This is a genomic window from Phytomonospora sp. NPDC050363, from assembly GCF_040655735.1.
GTDB lineage: Bacteria > Actinomycetota > Actinomycetes > Mycobacteriales > Micromonosporaceae > Phytomonospora.
This window is the reverse complement of record NZ_JBFAKK010000001.1, coordinates 816,155-835,863: the sequence shown is the minus strand read 5'-3', so window position 1 is coordinate 835,863 and position 19,709 is coordinate 816,155. Positions and strand designations below refer to the sequence as shown.

At 69.7% G+C, this 19,709-nt stretch carries 16 protein-coding genes and 2 pseudogenes; 10 read left to right on the top strand and 8 right to left on the bottom strand.

Going from position 1 to position 19,709, the window contains the following annotated elements; translation table 11 throughout:
* The first annotated feature begins 18 nt into the window (after positions 1-18).
* The 4 genes and pseudogenes from AB0I28_RS03650 to AB0I28_RS03635 all read left to right on the top strand — a co-directional run.
* Entirely contained in the window at positions 19-918 is a 900-nt protein-coding gene (locus AB0I28_RS03650; RefSeq protein WP_357489117.1) for an FHA domain-containing protein, read from the top strand.
* A gap of 649 nt (positions 919-1,567) precedes the next feature.
* Positions 1,568-2,110 carry a hypothetical protein gene (locus tag AB0I28_RS03645; protein ID WP_357489116.1) on the top strand — a complete coding sequence of 181 codons (543 nt, stop codon included), beginning with the start codon at positions 1,568-1,570 and terminating at the stop codon, positions 2,108-2,110.
* Positions 2,107-2,262 carry a hypothetical protein gene (locus AB0I28_RS03640; protein WP_357489115.1) on the top strand — a complete coding sequence of 52 codons (156 nt, stop codon included), beginning with the start codon at positions 2,107-2,109 and terminating at the stop codon, positions 2,260-2,262. Before AB0I28_RS03645 ends, AB0I28_RS03640 begins: the two co-directional genes overlap by 4 nt.
* A gap of 1 nt (position 2,263) precedes the next feature.
* Positions 2,264-3,205, top strand: a pseudogene (locus AB0I28_RS03635) (Tn3 family transposase); the annotation flags it as partial.
* Between the two features lie 68 nt (positions 3,206-3,273).
* Here AB0I28_RS03635 and AB0I28_RS03630 read toward each other — a convergent pair.
* Positions 3,274-3,756 (bottom strand): HXXEE domain-containing protein, encoded by a 483-nt coding sequence (locus tag AB0I28_RS03630; RefSeq protein WP_357489114.1) that lies wholly within the window; start codon positions 3,754-3,756, stop codon positions 3,274-3,276.
* A gap of 118 nt (positions 3,757-3,874) precedes the next feature.
* Here AB0I28_RS03630 and AB0I28_RS03625 point away from each other — a divergent pair, with 118 nt between their 5' ends.
* Positions 3,875-4,210 carry a metalloregulator ArsR/SmtB family transcription factor gene (locus AB0I28_RS03625; RefSeq protein ID WP_357489113.1) on the top strand — a complete coding sequence of 112 codons (336 nt, stop codon included), beginning with the start codon at positions 3,875-3,877 and terminating at the stop codon, positions 4,208-4,210.
* On the top strand, positions 4,210-4,944 hold the full coding sequence (locus AB0I28_RS03620) for a cation transporter (RefSeq protein ID WP_357489112.1): 735 nt from the start codon (positions 4,210-4,212) through the stop codon (positions 4,942-4,944). Before AB0I28_RS03625 ends, AB0I28_RS03620 begins: the two co-directional genes overlap by 1 nt.
* A gap of 83 nt (positions 4,945-5,027) precedes the next feature.
* On the opposite strand, the pseudogene AB0I28_RS03615 reads toward AB0I28_RS03620, so the two are convergent.
* From AB0I28_RS03615 to nrdR, 3 genes and pseudogenes are all read right to left on the bottom strand, one after another.
* A pseudogene (locus AB0I28_RS03615) lies at positions 5,028-5,192 on the bottom strand (recombinase family protein); the annotation flags it as partial.
* 491 nt (positions 5,193-5,683) lie between these two features.
* On the bottom strand, positions 5,684-8,557 hold the full coding sequence (locus tag AB0I28_RS03610) for a vitamin B12-dependent ribonucleotide reductase (protein WP_357489111.1): 2,874 nt from the start codon (positions 8,555-8,557) through the stop codon (positions 5,684-5,686).
* Positions 8,558-8,672: 115 nt separating this feature from the next.
* Positions 8,673-9,209 carry a transcriptional regulator NrdR gene (gene nrdR, locus AB0I28_RS03605; protein ID WP_357489110.1) on the bottom strand — a complete coding sequence of 179 codons (537 nt, stop codon included), beginning with the start codon at positions 9,207-9,209 and terminating at the stop codon, positions 8,673-8,675.
* A gap of 358 nt (positions 9,210-9,567) precedes the next feature.
* Here nrdR and lexA point away from each other — a divergent pair, with 358 nt between their 5' ends.
* Positions 9,568-10,257: a transcriptional repressor LexA gene (gene lexA / locus AB0I28_RS03600; protein WP_357489109.1), complete on the top strand. Its 690-nt coding sequence runs from the start codon at positions 9,568-9,570 to the stop codon at positions 10,255-10,257.
* A gap of 229 nt (positions 10,258-10,486) precedes the next feature.
* On the opposite strand, the gene AB0I28_RS03595 is transcribed toward lexA, so the two are convergent.
* Both AB0I28_RS03595 and hflX read right to left on the bottom strand, forming a co-directional pair.
* Positions 10,487-12,112 (bottom strand): hypothetical protein, encoded by a 1,626-nt coding sequence (locus AB0I28_RS03595; RefSeq protein WP_357489108.1) that lies wholly within the window; start codon positions 12,110-12,112, stop codon positions 10,487-10,489.
* 180 nt (positions 12,113-12,292) lie between these two features.
* On the bottom strand, positions 12,293-13,720 hold the full coding sequence (gene hflX, locus AB0I28_RS03590; RefSeq protein ID WP_357489107.1) for a GTPase HflX: 1,428 nt from the start codon (positions 13,718-13,720) through the stop codon (positions 12,293-12,295).
* Positions 13,721-14,001: 281 nt separating this feature from the next.
* On the opposite strand from hflX, the gene AB0I28_RS03585 reads away from it, so the two are divergent.
* On the top strand, positions 14,002-15,420 hold the full coding sequence (locus AB0I28_RS03585; RefSeq protein ID WP_357489106.1) for an NAD-dependent malic enzyme: 1,419 nt from the start codon (positions 14,002-14,004) through the stop codon (positions 15,418-15,420).
* A gap of 65 nt (positions 15,421-15,485) precedes the next feature.
* Here AB0I28_RS03585 and dapF read toward each other — a convergent pair whose 3' ends face one another.
* Both dapF and miaA read right to left on the bottom strand, forming a co-directional pair.
* A complete protein-coding gene (gene dapF, locus AB0I28_RS03580; RefSeq protein ID WP_357489301.1) occupies positions 15,486-16,283 on the bottom strand; it encodes a diaminopimelate epimerase in 798 nt (265 codons plus the stop codon).
* Between the two features lie 14 nt (positions 16,284-16,297).
* Positions 16,298-17,248: a tRNA (adenosine(37)-N6)-dimethylallyltransferase MiaA gene (gene miaA / locus AB0I28_RS03575; protein ID WP_357489105.1), complete on the bottom strand. Its 951-nt coding sequence runs from the start codon at positions 17,246-17,248 to the stop codon at positions 16,298-16,300.
* A gap of 182 nt (positions 17,249-17,430) precedes the next feature.
* Here miaA and AB0I28_RS03570 point away from each other — a divergent pair, with 182 nt between their 5' ends.
* On the top strand, positions 17,431-18,651 hold the full coding sequence (locus AB0I28_RS03570; protein WP_357489104.1) for a DUF349 domain-containing protein: 1,221 nt from the start codon (positions 17,431-17,433) through the stop codon (positions 18,649-18,651).
* Positions 18,651-19,421, top strand: coding sequence for a tyrosine-protein phosphatase (locus AB0I28_RS03565; protein ID WP_357489103.1), 771 nt, complete (start codon positions 18,651-18,653; stop codon positions 19,419-19,421). Before AB0I28_RS03570 ends, AB0I28_RS03565 begins: the two co-directional genes overlap by 1 nt.
* The last annotated feature ends 288 nt before the right edge of the window (positions 19,422-19,709 follow it).

The window sequence follows — 19,709 nt, the reverse complement described above, 5'->3', positions numbered from 1 at the left end:
GACGAGTGTGGCGCTCCCATGAACGCCACCACGCAGTTCTCGGTGATGCCGCAGCCCCAGGGCGCCCCGCAGCCGGCCGGCTGGTTCGCGCCCGAGGCGCAGCCGTGCCCCGAGTGCGGCGAGCCGCTGCTCGACCGCTTCTGCGAGGCGTGCGGCTGGGGTCCCGGAGTGGCGCCGGCGGTCCCGTCGGGTCCCGTGCCGCAGCAGGCGCCCAACCAGCCGTTCGACCCGTTCTCGCAGGGCGGCGCGCCGCCGCCCGGTCCGGTCCCGGCCCCGTTCCCGCCGCCGGCTCCCGCCCATGACGGCGGCCAGGGCTACCCGCCTCCGGCACCGCAGAACGGACCCGCCCAAGGTTTTCCGCCCGCGCCCGACAGCGGCCCGGTGCAGGCGTTCCCGCCGCCGCCCGAAGCGCCCCCGGCCTTCGCGACGCCGTCGGCCCAACCCGCCGACCCCTTCGCCGCGGCCTTCCCGCAGCAGCAACAGCAGCCCCCGCCGCAGGTGCACGGCCCCGGTCCCTGGCAGCTCATCGCCGACGCCGACCGCGCCTACTTCGAGCGCATCTGCCGAATGAACGACCTCGACCCGAACACCATGCAGTTCCCCGCCTACGTGCCACAGCGCTTCTTCCGGCTGCACGGGCCGCAGCTCCTGCTCGGCAGGCGCAGCGCGTCCAAGGGCATCAACCCCGACATCGACCTGTCCGGGCCGCCGACCGACGCCGCCGTCTCCCACGCCCACGCGCTGTTCCTCGCCCAGCCCGACGGGACCTGGGCGATCGTCGACGTCGGCTCCTCCAACGGGACCTTCGTCAACGACTCGCAGCAGGCGCTCGTGCGGCACCAGCCACAGCAGCTCAACGTCGGTGACCGCGTGCACGTCGGACTGTGGACGACGCTCACGGTGACGACGGGGATGTAGGGAATGAGGGGCGCGACGGGGCGCTGGCGTGACGCCGCTCGCGAGTGCGGATGAGGTGACAGTTCGCGCATACGACCTCGCAAGGTGCCGTCTCGGCCTCGATCTCTGTCCACGGACGACCATCCGAGATCAACTGCGAGACGTTTTTGGACTTACCGGGCTTCACGTGATCCCAGTCCAGTCCGCGCGCCCATTCAGACCAGTCGCAGTCGGCGCACCCGCGGTCTGGTTTGATCACATCGTCGCGATCCTGGAATTCGAGCGCCCGCCTCCATGAAGGAGGCACGTTGTTCGAGCAGGCGGTGGCGTGGCTGCGGCGGGGCCGGGTGCTGCTGCCGGGGGTGAGTGTCCTGGCGCGGCAGGTCGCCGGGGCGCGGGCGGCGGCGACTGACCGGATGCACCGCACCCTGGCCGAGGCCGCGATGAGCGCCGACGCCGAACTTCCCGGGCGCCTCCGCTCGCTGTTGCCGGTGCCGGAGGGGCAGCGTGCCAGCGGCCTGGAGTTGCTGCGGCAGTCTCCGCAGCAGGCGTCGGGGAAGGCGATGAACGCTGCGCTGGGCCGGGTGACCAAGGCACTGCCGGTCGGTGCGCGCTCGGCGCAGATCCAGGGGGTGCCGGCCAACCGGGTTCGGCGCTGGCCCGGTACGGGTTGTCGGCGAAGGCTCCGGCGATCGCGGCGCTGGCCGAGCCTCGCCGCACGGCGACGCTGCTGGCGGCGGTGCGGCACTTGGAGGCCGCGGCGGTCGATGACGCGCTGGACTTGTTCGACACGCTCATGGCCCACCGGCTGATCAACGCCGCGCGCCGTGCGTCGGCCGCCGAGCGGCTGGCGTCGTTGCCGAAGCTGGAGAAGGCCTCCCGGCAGTTGGCGAAGGCGGCCGGAGCGGTGATCGGGGTGCTGGAGGCCCCCGAGGCCGACGAAGCCGGCGCCCTGGACGTGGCCGCGGCGTGGTCGGCGATCGAGGAGGCCGTCCCGCGTGCGGCGGTGGCGGCCGCGACGGCCGTGGTCGCCGAGCTCGTACCCGACGATGACGCCGCTGACGCGGTGACCCGGCAGCTCCTCGCCGGCCGCTACGGCGTGGTCCGCCCGTTTCTGGAACTCCTCGCCCAGGCCGTGCCGTTGCAGGCGACCCCGGCCGGAGCGAACGTGCCGCACGAGGTGCGGCGCCGGACCTGGCCCGTCGGCGGGTGAACCTCAAGCCGCTGTCGGCCGACGACGTCGACGCCGACCTTGTCGGCACGAAGAGCTGGCGGCGGGCAGTGTTCGCCCACCCCGACCTCCCGCCGGGTGCCGCCGACCGCGACGCGTACGTGATGTGCGTGCTGACCAGGCTACACGCCTGAGCGTGTCGACGACCTGCCCATCTCGATCGCCGCGCTGCTGATCGCCGAGGCCTGCAAGGTCGGCCTGACCCCGGTCATCGCGCCGGGCAACCCGGCGCTGACCCGGGGACGGCTGTCGCATGTGGACCAGAACTCCCTGCGCGCCGACACCCACGCCGCGGCCAACGCCCTGCTCATGCGTCAATGACCAGGTGGCCGGGATCGGTGCGGTGGTCGTGCCGGGTGCCATGCGTGACTCCTTGAACATCCTCGACGCCCTCCTCAACCTCGACGCCGGGCCCGAGCCGGAGATGGTCGCCACCGACACCGCCTCGTGCTCCGACATCGTCTTCGGCCTGTTCCGGCTCCTCGGCTACCGCTTCTCCCCGAGGATCGCCTACGTCGGTGACCAGCGGTTCTGGAGCACCACCCCCGCCGCGCGCCCCGAAGGCGACTACGGGCCGGTCAACACCATCGCCGGCAACACCGTCAACTTGGGCAAGATCCGCGCGCACTGGCCCGACATGCTGCGGGTTGCCGGTTCCCTGGTCACCAACCAGGTACGCGCCTACGACCTGCTGCGGATGCTCGGCCGCGACGGCCACGCATCGGCGCTGGGGCAGGCCTTCGCCGAGTACGGGCGCATCGCCAAGACCCTGCACATGCTGGCCTTCATCGACCCCGTCGAGACCAGCTACCGCCGCGTGGTCACCCGCCAGCTCAACATCGGCGAATCCCGCCACTCCCAGGCCCGCAAGGTCTTCCACGGGCAGCAAGGCGAACTGCGCCAGGCCTACCGCGAAGGCCAAGAAGACCAGCTCGGGGCACTCGGCCCGAGGTGGCCCGGCTGTCCCCACTGGGATACGCCCACATCAACTTCCTCGGCCGCTACGCCTTCACCCCACCGGCGGCCGGCGCGAACTTGCGAACCCCGCGCGACCCCGACACCCCAGACGACACCTGAACCCCGCTGTCACCGGCAGGGGACTGGGCGGCGACCGCGGGCCGGCCTGGCCCGCGGTCGCCGCTTGGTCACAGGAAGAGGAATCCGATGGCCAGGGCGGCGATGAGGGTGCCGGCGGCGATGGCCAGGAGGGTTTGGCGGCCGGTGATGTATCGGTGGCGGCGAATCCAGGACAGGTAGAACGCGGTGGCCGGCAGGGACACCACGGCGGCGGTGACCGCGCCGGGTGAGTACTCACCGAGAGCGATCCACGTGGTCAGGTGGAACAGCGCGTTGACCGCGAACTGCCACTGGAGGGCCGTGGCGGCCACGATCCAGCCCCCGCCGGGCCTGGACTTGGTGGCGCGCCAGGATGCCAGCAGCACCAGCAGCATCAGCGGGATGTGGTAGCCCGCGAAGTTGCCGGTGGTCTCGGGCCCGAAGTGGCGGGTGGCCCACTCGGCGAAGCCCTGGAGCTCCTCGAGGGTGTGCAGGACGTAGACGGCGAAGGGCAGCAGGAACGGCAGGGCGGCGACACCGGGCGCGGCCGGGCGCAGGGTGGCGGCGGTCATGCCACCCACCACTCATATAGTGAATCGTGCATATGTTGCAGTGAAGCATACGCCGAACACGACCCCACCCGCCGGTACATCGTTTCCTGAATTCAGGCTTTCATGTACTGTCGGTCGGGTGTTGACTCTCGCCTCCGAGCTCGACGCGCTCACCCGCTTCGGGCGAGCTTTGGCCGACCCGATCCGCGCTCAGATCCTCGTCGCGATCCGCCAGGCGCCCGCCTACCCCTCCGACCTGGCCGACCTGCTCGGCATCTCCCGGACCCGGTTGTCGAACCACCTGACCTGTCTGCGCGACTGCGGCCTGGTCGTGGCCGTCCCGGAGGGACGGCGGATGCGCTACGAGCTGGCCGACGCACGTCTCGGCCACGCCCTCGACGACCTGCGCACTGCCGTGGTGGCCGTGGCCACCGATGTTGAGTGCGTCGACGCCGATGAGAAGGGCTGCTGCTGATGGCCACCCCGATCTCGCTGACCCCGCGTCCGGCCGGGCCCCCACCTGAGCGCCGGAACGTGCTGACCAAGCGGATCCGTTGGTTCGTCGCCGCGACGATCACCTACAACGTGATCGAGGCGATCGTGGCCATCACCGCCGGGACCATGGCCTCCTCGACGGCCCTGATCGGTTTCGGGCTCGACTCGGTCATCGAGGTGTCCTCGGCCGCCGCGGTCGCCTGGCAGTTCTCCGCCCGCGACCACGCCAAGCGTGAGGCCCGCGAGAAGGTCGCGCTGCGCATCATCGCCGTCTCCTTCTTCGCCCTGGCCGCCTACGTCACCGCCGAGTCGGTGCGCGCGTTCATCGGAGGCGCCGAGGCCGACCACTCCTCCATCGGCCTCACCCTCGCCGCGGTGTCGCTGATGGTGATGCCGTTCCTGTCGTGGGCGCAACGCCGCGCCGGCCGCGAACTCGGCTCCACCAGCGCGGTCGCCGACTCCAAGCAGACCCTGCTGTGCACCTACCTGTCGGCTGTCCTGCTCGTGGGCCTGGCGGTCAACTCCCTGTTCGGCTGGTCATGGGCCGATCCCCTCGCCGCCCTGGTCATCGCCGGCGTCGCCGTCAAGGAAGGCATCCAAGCCTGGAAAGGCGACAACTGCTGCGCACCCGCTGCCGTCCTGGTCGACCGCGACGCCGCCGAACCCGAAGGCGACACCTGTGGCTGCCAACCCGGCTGCGACTGCTGCGACTGACCCTCGACGAAGGGCCCCGCTGGCGGGGCCCTTCGCTGTGGAGCCCGGCGCTCCACGCCGGCCACGAGCTGGTCCACTACGCCACCTCGGCTTCGGGCGGCCGCCAGGCCATCGCGGGTGCCCTCGACGATGAGTTCGCGGATGAACTCGGCCAGGGCGGCGAAGACGTGGAACACCAGGCGCCCGCCGGGGGTGGTGGTGTCGATGCGTTCGCGCAGCTAGTGGAACCCGACCTGGCGGGACCGCAGGTCGCGGACCAGGACGGGGTTGTTGAACGTGTTCTCGACACGGTCCGTCCCGGTGTTCACCTCCCCACCGTCCATCCGCGATGGTCGTCAAGAAACGGTCGTTTCGTCCTTAGCCGAGGATCCTGCGCCGATCCTCCTCAACCCCGTCGACGGCAGCTGCACCCAGCCGATCCCAACGGGCTCGACGCCATTTCGCCGACTTGCGCCGGTACTCGGGGTCCAACCATCGCCGCTTGTTCCGTGCACGATGGTGGGCGCGACTTTCCTGACTGGTCGCGCGCAGACTGACGCACCGCTTGCATGCGGACTGGAGCCCGCTGTACTTCGACCTGTTGATCGGGAACTCGGCCGCCGGATGCTCGGCTTCGCAAGTCGGCACCAGATCGGCGTCCCGGGCGTGATTTCGGAGGAGTGGGGTCGGCGTCGCCGCTTGACAAAAAGGCGGGGCGCCGACCAGCTGGTCGGCGCCCCGCCTTTCACTCGCGGACCCGTTAGCTGCAACCGGAGGTCGAGCCGCAGCCCTCGCACACGTAGCAGCTGCCGGCGGGGCGCATCTTCGTCCCGCAGGTCATGCACAGCGGGGCGTCGGCGGCCTTGCCGAGCGAACGCTCCAGGATCTCCATGGACGAACCGACCTGCCGCTGCGGGGCGTCCTGGACGAGCTTCTCCACGACCTTCTCGATCGGCGCCGAGGCGGCCAGGGCGGCGAAGTCGACCTCTTCCTCCTCGGGGCGCGAGACCGAGGCGGGGTCCTCGCCGTTGACCTCCGCGATCCGCTCGGCCGAGGTGAGGATCCCCAGCTCGGCGCGGGTCTCGTAGGGCAGGAAGTCCAGCGCGAGGCGACGGAAGAGGTAGTCCACCACCGAGGTGGCCATGCGGATGTCCGGGTCGTCGGTCATGCCCGCCGGCTCGAAGCGCATGTTGGTGAACTTCTCCACGTACTTCTCCAGCGGCACGCCGTACTGCAGGGCGATGGAGATCGCCACGGAGAAGGCGTCCATGATGCCGGCCAGGGTCGAGCCCTGCTTCGACATCTTGAAGAAGACCTCGCCCAGCCCGTTGTCGGGGTAGCTCGACGCGGTCAGGTAGCCCTCGGCACCGCCGACGGAGAACGAGACCGTCTCGCCGAGACGCTTCTTCGGGAGCCGCTTGCGCACGGGACGGTACTCGACGACCTTCTCGACCTGCGCCGGAGCCTCGGCGGGGGCCTTCTCGGCCTCCTTCTTCTTGGCCGAGAGGGGCTGGCCGACCTTGCTGTTCTCGCGGTACACGGCCAGCGCCTTCAGGCCGAGCTTCCAGCCCTGGAAGTAGATCTGCTCGAAGTCGGCGACGCTTGCCGACTCGGGGACGTTGACCGTCTTCGAGATCGCGCCCGACAGGTGCGGCTGCACGGCGGCCATCATGCGGACGTGGCCCATGGGCGCGATGGAGCGGTCGCCCATGGCGCAGTCGAAGACCGCGTAGTGCTCGGGCTTGAGCCCGGGAGCGTCGACGACGTGCCCGTTCTCGGCGATGAACTCGACGATGGCCTCGATCTGCTCCTCCTGGTAACCCAGGTTGCGCAGGGCCCGCGACACCGTGCCGTTGACGATCTGCATGGAGCCGCCGCCGACGAGCTTCTTGAACTTGACCAGCGCCAGGTCCGGCTCGATGCCGGTGGTGTCGCAGTCCATCATGAAGCCGATGGTTCCGGTGGGCGCCAGCAGCGAGGCCTGCGCGTTGCGCCAGCCGTTCTTCTCGCCGGTGGCCAGCGCCGACTTCCACTGGGCGACGGCCTCCTTGACCAGGGCCTTGTCGCTGCTGTGGTGGGTGTGGATCTCGTCGACGGCCGCGGCGTGCTTGCGCATGACGCGGGTGTGGGCGTCGGCGTTGCGGGCGTAGCCCTCGTAGGGGCCGACGACGCCGGCGAGTTCGGCCGAGCGGCGGTAGGACACGGCGTTCATGACCGCGGTGATGGCGGCGGCGTAGGCGCGGCCGTCCTCGGAGTCGTAGGCCATGCCGGAGGCCATGAGCAGGGCGCCGAGGTTGGCGTAGCCGATGCCGAGCTGCCGGTAGTCGCGCGTGGTGCGACCGATCTTCTCGGTGGGGAAGTCGGCGAAGGAGATCGAGATCTCCATGGCGGTGATGACGAACTCCACGGCCTTGACGAACTTGTCCACGTCGAAGGTGTCGTCGTCGCGGAGGAACTTCATCAGGTTCAGCGAGGCCAGGTTGCACGAGGAGTTGTCCAGCGACATGTACTCCGAGCACGGGTTGGACGCGGTGATGCGACCGGTCTCGGGGTTGGTGTGCCAGTCGTTGATCGTGCCGTCGTACTGGATGCCGGGGTCGGCGCACTCCCAGGCGGCGGTGGCCAGCTTGTTGAAGATGTCCTTGGCGTCGACGCGCTCGATCTCGGCTCCGTCGAGGCGACCGCGCAGGGCGTAGTCGGTGCCGTTCTCGACGGCCACCATGAACTCGTCGGAGACGCGGACGGAGTTGTTGGCGTTCTGGTACTGGACGCTGACGATGTCGGCACCGCCGAGGTCCATGTCGAAGCCGGCGTCGCGGAGGGCGCGGATCTTGTCCTCTTCGCGGGCCTTGGTCTCGATGAACTCCGCGATGTCGGGGTGGTCGACGTCGAGGACGACCATCTTGGCGGCGCGGCGCGTGGCGCCGCCGGACTTGATGGTCCCGGCGCTGGCGTCGGCTCCGCGCATGAAGCTGACGGGGCCCGAGGCATTGCCGCCGGAGGAGAGGAGCTCCTTCGAGGCGCGGATGCGCGACAGGTTGACGCCCGCCCCGGAGCCGCCCTTGAAGATCAGGCCCTCTTCCTTGTACCAGTCGAGGATGGAGTCCATGGAGTCGTCAACGGCAAGGATGAAGCAGGCGCTGACCTGCTGCGGCGAAGCGGTGCCGACGTTGAACCAGACGGGCGAGTTGAAGCTGAAGTACTGGTGCAGAAGCAGCCAGGTCAGCTCCTCCTCGAAGATCTGGGCGTCCTTCTCGGTGGCGAAGTAGTCGTGCTCCTCGCCGCCGGCGCGGTAGGTCTTGGCGACGCGGTCGATCAGCTGGCGCAGGCTCCACTCGCGGACGTCGGTGCCGACCGCACCGCGGAAGTACTTCGAGGTGACGATGTTGGTGGCGTTGATGCTCCAGGACTCGGGGAACTCCACGCCGCGCTGCTCGAAGTTGACCGTGCCGTCGCGCCAGTTGGTCATGACGACGTCACGGCGTTCCCAGACGACCTCGTCGTAGGGGTGGGTGCCCTCGGTCGTCCAGACGCGTTCGACGGTGAGGCCCTTCCCTTTCCTCTTGCCGTTGACGGCGTTGCCACCGCGGCGGGCCTTCCCCGGGCCCGACGTGGTGCTGACTGCCTCGGTCATGGTTCTCCTTCGATGTCCGCGCGGTGCCCCCGCGCCCTCTACAGCGATCAATGACAAGTCTGTTATTTCCGGCATCACCGGTTTGGATCGTTCCCCACTCGCGGTGGGCGCCGGATCAGGCGTGTTCGGGAGTGTTCGTCCCGTTCTGGTCGTTCTCCGGCGCGCCCTCGGGTTCGGCCGCGCCGTTCCCCGGCGGGCCGGTGTCACGCAGCCCGTCGCGCAGCATCGAGATCTCACGCTCGAAGTCGGCCAGCGACTCGAAGGAACGGTAGACGCTGGCGAAGCGCAGGTAGGCGACCACGTCGAGGTCCCGGAGAGGTTCGAGGATGGCGAGGCCGACCTCGTTGCTCGGCACCTCGGCGGCGCCTCTGGCGCGAATGGCGTCTTCGACCTTCTGGGCGAGCACGGCCACCGCGTCGTCGTCGACGGGGCGTCCCTGAAGCGCTTTGCGGACGCCGCCGATCACCTTGTCGCGACTGAATGGTTCGGTGACTCCGCTGCGTTTCACTACGGCGAGGATGGACTCCTCGACGGTGGTGAAGCGTTTTCCGCAGCCTTGGCAGGAACGGCGCCGGCGGATGATGAGTCCGTCTTCGGCTTCCCGCGAATCGACCACGCGCGAGTCCGAGTGCCGACAGTATGGGCACCGCACGTCACTCGCCTCCTTCGTAGCCCCCGTTTGCAGTCCGTGAGGGCGCCGGTGGGCGGCGCGTGTTGTGGACGGGTCCTGGATGGCCCCTCTGGGAGGCCTACCCCAACCTGTGGACAACTCACATGACTGTAACCACTAGATGTTGTGCCCCGACGGTATGCCTTTCGGCCCGGTGATGCAAGTCGAACCGCCGATTCGGCCGTGTCGCTTCAATCTCATCCGTCTCGGTGGCCCCGCCCGTAACGCAATGTGCGCGCGACGCATTCCGCGGGGACTTCCGACACGGGCCGTCGGAATCGAACGGGTGTTTGCCTTCCCCGACACAACCGACTAATGTCACCACCAGCGGCGATCACCCATGAGGAGGACCCAGGTGGCCATCAATCCGGCCAAGCCCGAACAGAGTGTTGATTCGGGCGATACGGCAGCGGAGAAGGTCGTGCTGACCGAACGGCAACGCCGCATTCTCGCCTACATCCGTGAATCGGTCGACGTCAGGGGGTATCCCCCGAGCGTGCGTGAGATCGGTGAGGCGGTCGGTCTGGCGTCGGCGTCGAGTGTGGCATACCAGCTCGGGGTCCTTCAGCGGAAGGGGTTCTTGCGCAAGGCGCCGAACCGTCCGCGAGCCGTCGACGTGCGCCCGGTGGAGAACAACGAGCCCGTGCGGCGCCCCACGCCGGCCTTCGTGCCGGTGCTCGGCGAGATCGCCGCGGGTACGCCGATCCTGGCCGAGCAGAACGCCGAGGAGGTCTTCCCGCTGCCGCGTGAGCTGGTCGGCGAGGGGGCCCACTTCCTGTTGCGGGTCAAGGGCGATTCGATGATCAACGCCGCCATCCAGGACGGCGACTGGGTCGTGGTCCGGCAGCAGAACGACGCGACCAACGGCGACATCGTCGCGGCGCTGCTCGATGACGAGGCGACGGTGAAGACCTTCCGGCGCCAGGGCAACACCGTCGAACTGGTGCCGCAGAACCCGATCTACGATCCGATCCCCGCCGACCACGCCAGTGTGCTGGGCCGTGTCGTGGCGGTGCTGCGCCGCATCTAGCGGCCCTGAACCTGTACGAAAAGCCCTGGTGAGCCGATCGGCTCACCAGGGCTTTTCGTGGGTGTTCTGGGCTTGTCCGGTGGGTCTTGCGGGTGCGAGGCGGAGCTCGTTCTTCTTCTCGCCAGACGTTTTGCGGCCCTGGTACCGGTGTTGTACTCGGGCCGTGAAACGGCGCCGCCAGAAGGAGAACGAGCCCGTCGCAGCCCCGCAGTGATCCACCGGACAAGCCCTAGTACCCGCGGGGCTCGTCGCCGCGTATTCCGAAGTCGGGACGCGGGTCGTGGTTCTCTTCGCGACCGTAGTCGTCGCGGCGCTGGGAGCCTCCGCCGTAGACGGAGCCGCCCGCCCGGTCCGGGCGAGGCGCCGGCCCACCGTCGTAGCGCTGCTGTCGGGGCTCGTCGCGGTAGCCGCCCCGCGAAGGTGGCGGGGCGTAACGCTCGTCGCGAGGGGGCTCGTCGCGGTAGTCGGGCCGGAAGGCCTGGTCGTCGTAGCCTCGCCCGCCGCCGGGCTCGTAGCCGCGGTCGTAGGAGGCTTCGCGGCGGCCGTACGGATCATCACGGGGGGCGCGGTCGTCGTAGCCGCGGCCTTCGTCATAGCGGTCACGCTCGCGGGGATCGTAGACATCCTCGCGACGGTCGTATCCCGCCTGGCCCGGAGCCGCCGCGTACCGGGAGCGCGGGTCGTCATCGTCGTCGGGGCCGTCGCTCTCGGACTTCTCGGCGTCCCCGTCGCCTTCGAGGCGACGCCGTTTGCGGGCCTTCACGATCACGAACACGCCGACACCGGCGAGGATCAGGCCGAGCGCGCCGACGCTGCCGCCGGCCAGCAGGATCACCTGGTCGAGGGTGAGGTCGCTGAACAGGCCGCCCTCGTCGGCGGCGTCGTCGGCGGTCTTCTCCGGGGCGGCCGGAACGACCGGCGCGTAGCTGTACAGGACCGCTCCCTCGTCGCCGGCGGCCTCGGTGCCGGTGACGAACTTGCCGTCGTCGCCGTAGGTGATCGCCTCGCCCTGCGGCTCGTCGGGCAGCGGGGTGCGGCGAGGGGGCGTCCCACCCGTGATGGCCTTGGCGACGTCGCCGTCGGGCACGTCCCACTCGTAGGCGTCGGTGTAGGAGCGGATCACGGCCTTCGTGCCGTCGGCGGAGACCGCGCCACCGGTGGCGACGAGCTGGCTCGGCGGGCCGACGGGACCGCCGTTGGTGCCGGTCGGTTCGAACGTGAACTGACCGACGGCCTCCAGGTCGGTGGTCTGCTCGTGTTCGAGCTTCCCGGCCGGCTTGAACACCAGGGCCGTCTTGGCGTCCTTGGTGACCACCACGGGAGTGCCGTCCGGCTGGAGAAGGAGAGTCTCACCGTCGTGCGGACCGTCGGGATAGGCCATCCGGTAGAGCTCGGAGTCCTGCGGGTTCTCGGGGTCGACGCGCCACAAGGCGATCGTCTCGCGCGCCATGTCGTTGTCGCCGAAGTCGGCGACCCACAGGCGGCCCTTCTCGTCGATCGCCAGGTCCTCGGGGTCGCGGGCGTCGGAGGGGACGCCGGTGCCCTTGGTGAAGGACGTCAGAGTCTCGGTGATCTGGCAGTCCGCGCCGATCTTGTAGATGTCGAGCTGCGCCTGTTCGAGCGACCCGTCGGGGATGGCCCAGAAGGACTCGCCGTCGGCGACCAGGCCGGACAGCTCAAGGAGACTCTGATCGGATATCGAGCACAGCTCCTCGCCCTTGACCGGCTCGGCCGGAGGGTCGGAGGGATCGCCCGACGCCGTCGGCGCCGTCGTCCCCACCAGCCCGCAGACCAGCGCACCTACCGCCACGGCGCGCAGCGCCATCCCACCAGTTCGCAGCTTCAGTCGACGCACCGGGACAGTGTGCCAGAGCCATTCACATTCAACGCGCTGGCCGGATCATAGTTCTGTAACGGGTATGTGTCCAGAAACGGACGATGACCGCGTCCCCGCGTAAAACGACGTTCGGTCACCACACTCGGACACGCCGGGGCCGGTGCCGTGTTCCCACGGCACCGGCCCCGGTCTCTCGCGTCAGGCCGTCTCAGCGGCCAGTTCGAAGGGCCGCAGTTCGGCGGCGAGCGCCTCGTCGACCCGGGTGTGCAGGACGGTGCCGTCGCCGCGGTGCTCGGTACTGAGCACTTCGCCCCGCTGGCGGATCCGGGAGACGAGGTCTCCGCGGATGTAGGGCACGCAGACCTTCATCTCGACGGCCGGCTGCGGAAGCGCCTGCTCGATGACGAGCCGGAGCTTGTCGATGCCGGAGCCGCTGTGAGCGGACACGAAGACCGCGTCGGGCCATTCGGCGCGCAGTTCCAGCACGGTGTCGGCGTCGATGGCGTCGGCCTTGTTGACCACGAGCAGCTCGGGCAGCTCGTCGGCGCCGATCTCGCCGAGCACCTCGCGGACCGCGCGGACCTGTCCCTGCGGGTCGGGGTTGGATCCGTCGATGACGTGCACGATGAGGTCGGACTCGGTGACCTCTTCGAGCGTCGAGCGGAAGGCCTCGACGAGCTGGTGGGGCAGGTGCCGGACGAAGCCGACGGTGTCGCTGAGGGTGTAGTGCCGTCCGTCGGAGGTCTGGGCCCGGCGGGTGGTCGGGTCCAGCGTGGCGAACAGCGCGTCCTCGACGAGCACCCCGGCGCCGGTGAGGCGGTTGAGGAGGCTCGACTTGCCGGCGTTGGTGTACCCGGCGATGGCGACGCTGGGGACGAGGTGGCGGTGCCGGTTGTGGCGTTTGGTGTCGCGGGCGGTGCGCATCTGCGCGATCTCCCGGCGCAGCCGGGCGATCTTGGTGCGGATGCGCCGCCGGTCGGTCTCGAGCTTGGTCTCACCCGGGCCGCGCAGGCCGACGCCGCCGCCCTGGCCGCCGGCGCGACCGCCGGCCTGGCGGGACAGCGCCTCACCCCAACCGCGAAGGCGGGGCACGAGGTATTCGAGCTGCGCGAGCTCGACCTGAGCCTTGCCCTCGCGGCTCTTGGCGTGCTGGGCGAAGATGTCGAGGATCAAGGCGGTGCGGTCGATGACCTTCACCTTGACCTCCTGCTCAAGGCTGCGCAGCTGGCTCGGGGAGAGCTCGCCGTCGGCGATCACCGTGTCGGCGCCGGAGGTGACCACGACGTCGCGGAGTTCGCCGACCTTGCCCCGGCCGATGTAGGTGGAGGGGTCGGGTCGCGAGCGGCGCTGCACGAGGCCGTCGAGGACCTGCGAGCCGGCCGTCTCGGCGAGCGCGGCGAGTTCGGTGAGGGAGTTCTCGGCTTCTTCGAGGGATCCCTCGGTCCAGACACCGACGAGCACGACCCGCTCCAGCCGAAGCTGCCGGTACTCGACCTCGGTGATCTCGGTGAGCTCGGTGGACAGACCCGCCACGCGGCGCAGGGCGTTGCGCTCGGCGAGTTCGAGCTCGCCGTCGTCATTGGTGAACAGATCGTCGAATTCTGGGTTCATGTTCGTCTCAGTCATTGCCTAAATCGTCGCATGGATGTGCGGAGAGTGCACCCGGGTTTGTGCCCGGCTGGGCGTGGTGCCGGAGTGGGTAACGGTGTGCAGAGTTGTCGCATTCCCTCGGGAGGGCGCGGGGCTGTGCGGTGGCGCCCTCGGCTTGTGGCCGCTCGGGGGGTTCGGGCGGGCTTGTACGGGAGCGACGGCGGGCACCCTGCGCGGCCCGTGCGCGCGGGGCGTGGTGGGTCGCGAGTAAGAATGGTGAAGGTTGCATCCACCCAGCCGTCTCGAAGAGGAGCGTCGTGTCCATTCGCCAGCTGCCCAGCGCCGGTTTCTCCATCACCGTCCGTGTATCGCTTCCCGCGGACGCAGGGGCCATCGGCCGTCTCACCACCGCGGTTGGCGAGGCGGGCGGAATCGTGACCGCCCTCGACGTCGTGAGCTCCGACCACAAGAACGTGGTCGTCGACATCACCTGCGACACCTCGGACTCGGGGCACGCCGAGCAGATCGCGCAGATCCTGGGGTCGCTGCCGGGGGTGACGGTCCGCAAGGTCTCCGACCGGACGTTCCTGCTGCACCTCGGCGGGAAGGTCGAGGTGACCTCGAAGGTCTCGCTGCGCAACCGTGACGAGCTGTCGCGGGCTTATACGCCGGGTGTGGCCCGGGTGTGCATGGCGATCGCGGAGAACCCGGAGGACGCGCGGCGTCTGACGATCAAGCGGAACACCGTGGCGGTCGTGACGGACGGTTCGGCGGTGCTCGGGCTCGGCAACATCGGCCCGGCCGCGGCCCTGCCGGTGATGGAGGGCAAGGCGGCCCTGTTCAAGCGCTTCGGTGGCGTCGACGCCTGGCCGGTGTGCCTTGACACGCAGGACACCGACGAGATCGTCAACATCGTGGCGGCCATCGCGCCGGTGTACGGCGGGATCAACCTGGAGGACATCGCCGCTCCCCGCTGCTTCGAGATCGAGGAGCGGCTGCGTGAGCGGCTCGACATCCCGGTGTTCCACGACGACCAGCACGGCACGGCCATCGTTGTCCTGGCGGCGCTGACGAACGCGCTTCGCGTGGTCGACAAGCGCATCGAGGACGTGCGCGTGGTGGTCTCCGGTGCCGGTGCGGCGGGCACGGCGATCATGAAGCTGCTGCTGAAGCAGGGTGTCGGCGACATCGTCGCGTGCGACCGGGTCGGGGCGCTGCATCGCGGGATGGAGTTCAACGGGCGCGAGTCGTGGAAGTGGCTCGCCGAGAACACCAACCGCGAGAACTACAGCGGGGACCTGAAGGGCGCGCTGGTCGGCTCGGACGTGTTCATCGGGGTGAGCGCGCCGAACCTGCTCGAAGGCGCCGACATCGCCCGGATGGCGACCGACCCGATCGTGTTCGCGCTGGCCAACCCCGATCCCGAGATCAACCCGATGGAGGCCGCCGAGCACGCCGCGATCGTGGCCACGGGCCGCTCGGACCAGCCCAACCAGATCAACAACGTGCTCGCCTTTCCGGGAGTGTTCCGGGGCATGCTCGACGCGCAGGCGACCGAGTGGACCGACGCGGCCGCGCTGGCCGCCGCGCAGGCCATCGCCGACGTCGTCGGCGCCGACAAGGTCAACCCCAGCGTGATCGTGCCGAGCGTCTTCGACCCGCACGTCTCCCCGGCGGTCGCCGAGGCGGTCAAGAAGGCACTGCTCGCCGACCGTGAGCAGCCCGACGGCTCCTGAGCCTCGATACCTGGCGAACGCCCCCTGGACCGCGGTCCAGGGGGCGTTCGTGGTCCGGGCGTCGTTCAGAGGAGGCGGAAGCGGCCTTCGGCGACCATGACGGCCGGGCCGCGCAGGCGGAGGGTGTCGTCGTCCACCGTCACGGTCAGGCGGCCGCCGGGAACGTCGACGGTGGCCACTCCGGTGCCCGCGTCGAGTCCGACGGCGCCGGCCGCGCATGCGCCGGTCCCGCAGGAGAGCGTCTCCCCTACCCCGCGTTCGTGGACGCGCATGCGCACGCCCGTCGCGGTGGGGCTGATGAACTCGATGTTGGCCTTGTTCGGGAAGACCGCCGGGTCGACGGCCGGGTCACCGGTCAGGTCGAGCGCGTCGAGCTCGTCGTCGGTGACACGGACGACGAGGTGGGGGTTGCCCATGCTGACGTGCGTGCCCTCGTACTCGGTTCCGGCGAGGGTGACGCGCTCGGTGCCGAGGAACCGGGCCGAGGACATGTCGGCTTCGAGGTCGTCGCCGACCACCTCGATCGTGCGCAGACCCGCGCGGGTCGCCACGGGAACCGCCGAACCCGACGAGAGGCCTGATTCGAGCAGGTAGCGGGCGAAGACCCGGACGCCGTTGCCGCACATCTCGGCGATGCTGCCGTCGGCGTTGCGGTAGTCCATGAACCATTCGGCCTCGCCGGACTGCTCCTGGGCGTCGGGATGCTTGGCTGCGTGCACCACCCGCATGATGCCGTCGCCACCGACGCCCCGCCGCCGGTCGCAGATCGCGGCGACCTGCGGTGCGGTGAGCTCGATGGAGGCGTCGAGATCGGGGATGACGACGAAGTCGTTCCCCGTCCCGTGGCCTTTGGCGAAGAAGATCCCCTCGGCGCCGATCAACGGGCGCGTTCCTGTTCCCACTGGTCAATGATGCCCGCCGCAGCCTCGGCGAGGTCGGGCCGGGCGGCATCGAGCCACACGACGCGCTTGTCGCGGCGGAACCAGGACCGCTGGCGGCGCACGAAGCGGCGGGTGGCGCGGACGGTGTCGTCGCGTGCCTCGGCCTCGGTGATCTCGCCGTCGAGGAGGCGCAGAATCTGGCGGTAGCCGATCGCGCGGGAGGCGGTCAGCCCGTCGGCGAGCCCTTCTTTCAGCAGACCGCGCACCTCGTCGACGAGTCCGGCGGCCCACATCTGCTCGACGCGTTCGGCGATGCGGGCGTCGAGTTCGGCGGTGTCGCGGTCGACGCCGATGCGCAGGCTCGAGAAGTGCGCGACGGGCTCGGGAAGAGCGGCGCGGAAGCCGCCGGTGAGTTCCACGACCTCCAGGGCGCGCACGATGCGGCGCCCGTTGCTGGGCAGGATCGACGCCGCCGCACCCGGGTCGCGGGCGCCAAGGCGCTCGTGGAGGGCCGCCGGACCGTGCTCGGCGAGCTCGGCTTCGAGGCGTGCGCGCAGTTCAGGGTCGGTGCCGGGGAACTCGAACTCGTCGAGCACGGCATCGACGTAGAGTCCTGAGCCGCCCACGAGGACGGGCATGTGGCCGCGCGAAAGTATGCCGACTACGGCAGAACGCGTCGCCTGTTGGTATGACGCCACATCGGCCGTCTGGGTGACTTCCCAGGTGTCGAGCATGTGATGCGGGATGCCGTCACGCTCGGCGACGGTGAGTTTCGCGGTGCCGATGTCCATGCCCCGGTACAGCTGCATCGAGTCGGCGTTGACGATCTCGCCGCCCGCTCCGGCGCCCCCCGTGCGCGCCACCGCCAGCGACAACGCCGACTTGCCCGCGGCGGTGGGGCCGACGATCGCGATGACGGGTCCGGGCGGCTTGTCGTCTGCATGCACACCTCACCGTAACCACCCGCGCGCGATGCAATACGGTCACGGTTCGGCTTCGGGTGCTCGTCAAGGCCGGGGCGGTACCTGTGACAATGCGAGGGAACTCAATCATCGGCAGTGGCGGACCGTACGGAATCACCGTAGGGTCGCAGCGAGGACAAGTCAGAGTTGGTAGAGGAATGAGCGTGATGAGCGCAGACGGGCACGACTGGACGGCGTTCGGTCGAGTCGACACCGACGGCACTGTGTACGTGAAGACCAGTGCTGGAGAGCGTGTCGTTGGGTCATGGCAGGCTGGATCCCCAGAGGAGGGCCTTGCGCACTTCGCGCGGCGCTTCGCCGATCTGGTCACCGAGGTCGACCTGCTCGCAGCGCGCCTCAATTCCGGCACAGCGGACCCGCAGCACACGGTCTCGGCCATCAAGAAGATCCGCGAGGGCCTCGATGAGGCGCACGTCGTCGGTGACCTCGACGGGCTCGCCACGCGGCTCGACGAGCTTGCCTCCCGTGCCGGGAGCAAGGCCGACGAGGCCGCCGAGGCTAAGGCCAGCGCTCGCGCCGAGTCGCTCGCCCGCAAGGAGGCCCTGGTCGCCGAGGCGGAGCAGCTCGCGGAGTCGTCCACGCAGTGGAAGGCCACCGGTGACCGGTTCAAGACCATCGTCGACGAGTGGAAGACCATCCACGGCGTCGAGCGGAAGACCGACACCGCGCTGTGGCGCCGTTTCGCCGCCGCGCGAGACGCGTTCACGCGTCGCCGGGGCGCGCACTTCGCGACCCTCGACTCCGAGCGCAAGACGGTCCAGTCCCGCAAGGAGGAGCTGATCGCGCAGGCTGAGCAGCTCGCCCGCTCCGAGGACTGGAACGAGACCGCCGCGGCCCTCAAGGCGCTGATGGACGACTGGAAGGCCGCCGGCCGCGCCGGGAAGGACGTCGAGCAGAAGCTCTGGCAGCGTTTCCGGGCCGCGCAGGACGTGTTCTTCAACCGCCGCAGCGAGGTCTTCACCGCTCGTGACAACGAGTTCAAGGAGAACCTCACCCGCAAGCGGGAGCTGCTCGCCGAGGCCGAGGCCCTCGACGTCGAGGCCGACCCCAAGACCGCGCAGATCAAACTGCGCGAGATCCAGGGTCAGTGGCACGACGTCGGCCGGGTGCCGCGGGAGAACACCGCCGGGCTGCAGAAGCGGCTGCGCGCGGTCGAGAACAAGGTCCGCGACGCCGTCGACGTCGCCTGGCGGCGCACCTCGATCGAGGACAACCCGCTGCTGGCGCAGATGCGCCAGCAGGTCGAGGAGGCCGAGCGCAAGCTGGAGAAGGCCCGCGAGGCCGGCGACGGCAAGCGCATCAAGGAGGCCGAGGCGTCCCTGGCCGGCAAGCGACAGTTCCTCGAACTGGCGCAGAAGTCGACCTGATGGCCGACCGCACCCCTGAGAACGTGACCGAGGCCGGGGCGAACCCCCGGCCTCGGGCCGTAGACGAGCCCCGCAGGGTCATCCTGGAGGCCGTGCACAACATGCGCGACCTCGGTGGACTGACCACCGCCGACGGGCGTGTCGTGCGCGAGGGAGTCCTGTTCCGCTCCGACATGCTCAAGCACGCCACCGGTACCGACCTCGAACTCATCGGCGAGCTCGGGCTGCGCACGGTCATCGACCTGCGCCGTCCCGACGAGATCGAGGAGCACGGCCGCTTCGAGGCCGAGGGCGTCGACTACCGGCACCTCGAACTGCGCCACCTTCGCTGGGAGCTGTTCGAGCAGGAGCCGGAGACCGACGAGGAGAAGGCCCTGTTCCTCCGGCAGCGCTACACCGGCTTCCTGGAGTCGGGCGCCGACGCGATCCGCGACTCGCTCGACCTGATCGCCAACCAGTCGCCGACCCTCGTGCACTGCATCGCCGGGAAGGACCGCACCGGCGTGGTCGTAGCCGTCACCCTGGCCCTGCTCGGTGTGTCCGAGGCCGACATCGCCGCCGACTTCGCGCTCACCGCCCTCGGGCAGCGGCGCTACCAGGAGTGGGCCGAGCGTGCGGGCCTCAAGTCCTTCGTGGGCCTGTCCACGCCCGAAGAGGCGATGCTGGGCACCTTCGAGGAGCTGCGGTCGAGGTACGGGTCGGTCGAGTCCTACGCCCGGATCATCGGCTTCGCCGACGTCGACAAACTCCAGGACGCGCTGCTCGACTGATGGCGCGAAAGCCTCCGAAATACCGCGTGGGACGCGCCCAGGCGGCCTGGTCCCAGGTCACCACCGGGCGCGTCCGGCCCTATGTCCCCTTGGCCGTCGCGGCGGTGTGCCTCCTTGCCGGGGTGCTCAGCGGATCCGTCCCGCTGCGGCTTCTGCTGGCCGTGGTGGGCGCCCTCGCCCTGCTTCGCCTGGCTGTGCCGCGCAAGGTCCGCATCGAGATGGACCTCTACTCCGTGCGGGTCCGCTACGGACTCCTGCCCGGTGTCGTGCGCCTTCCGCTGCGGATGA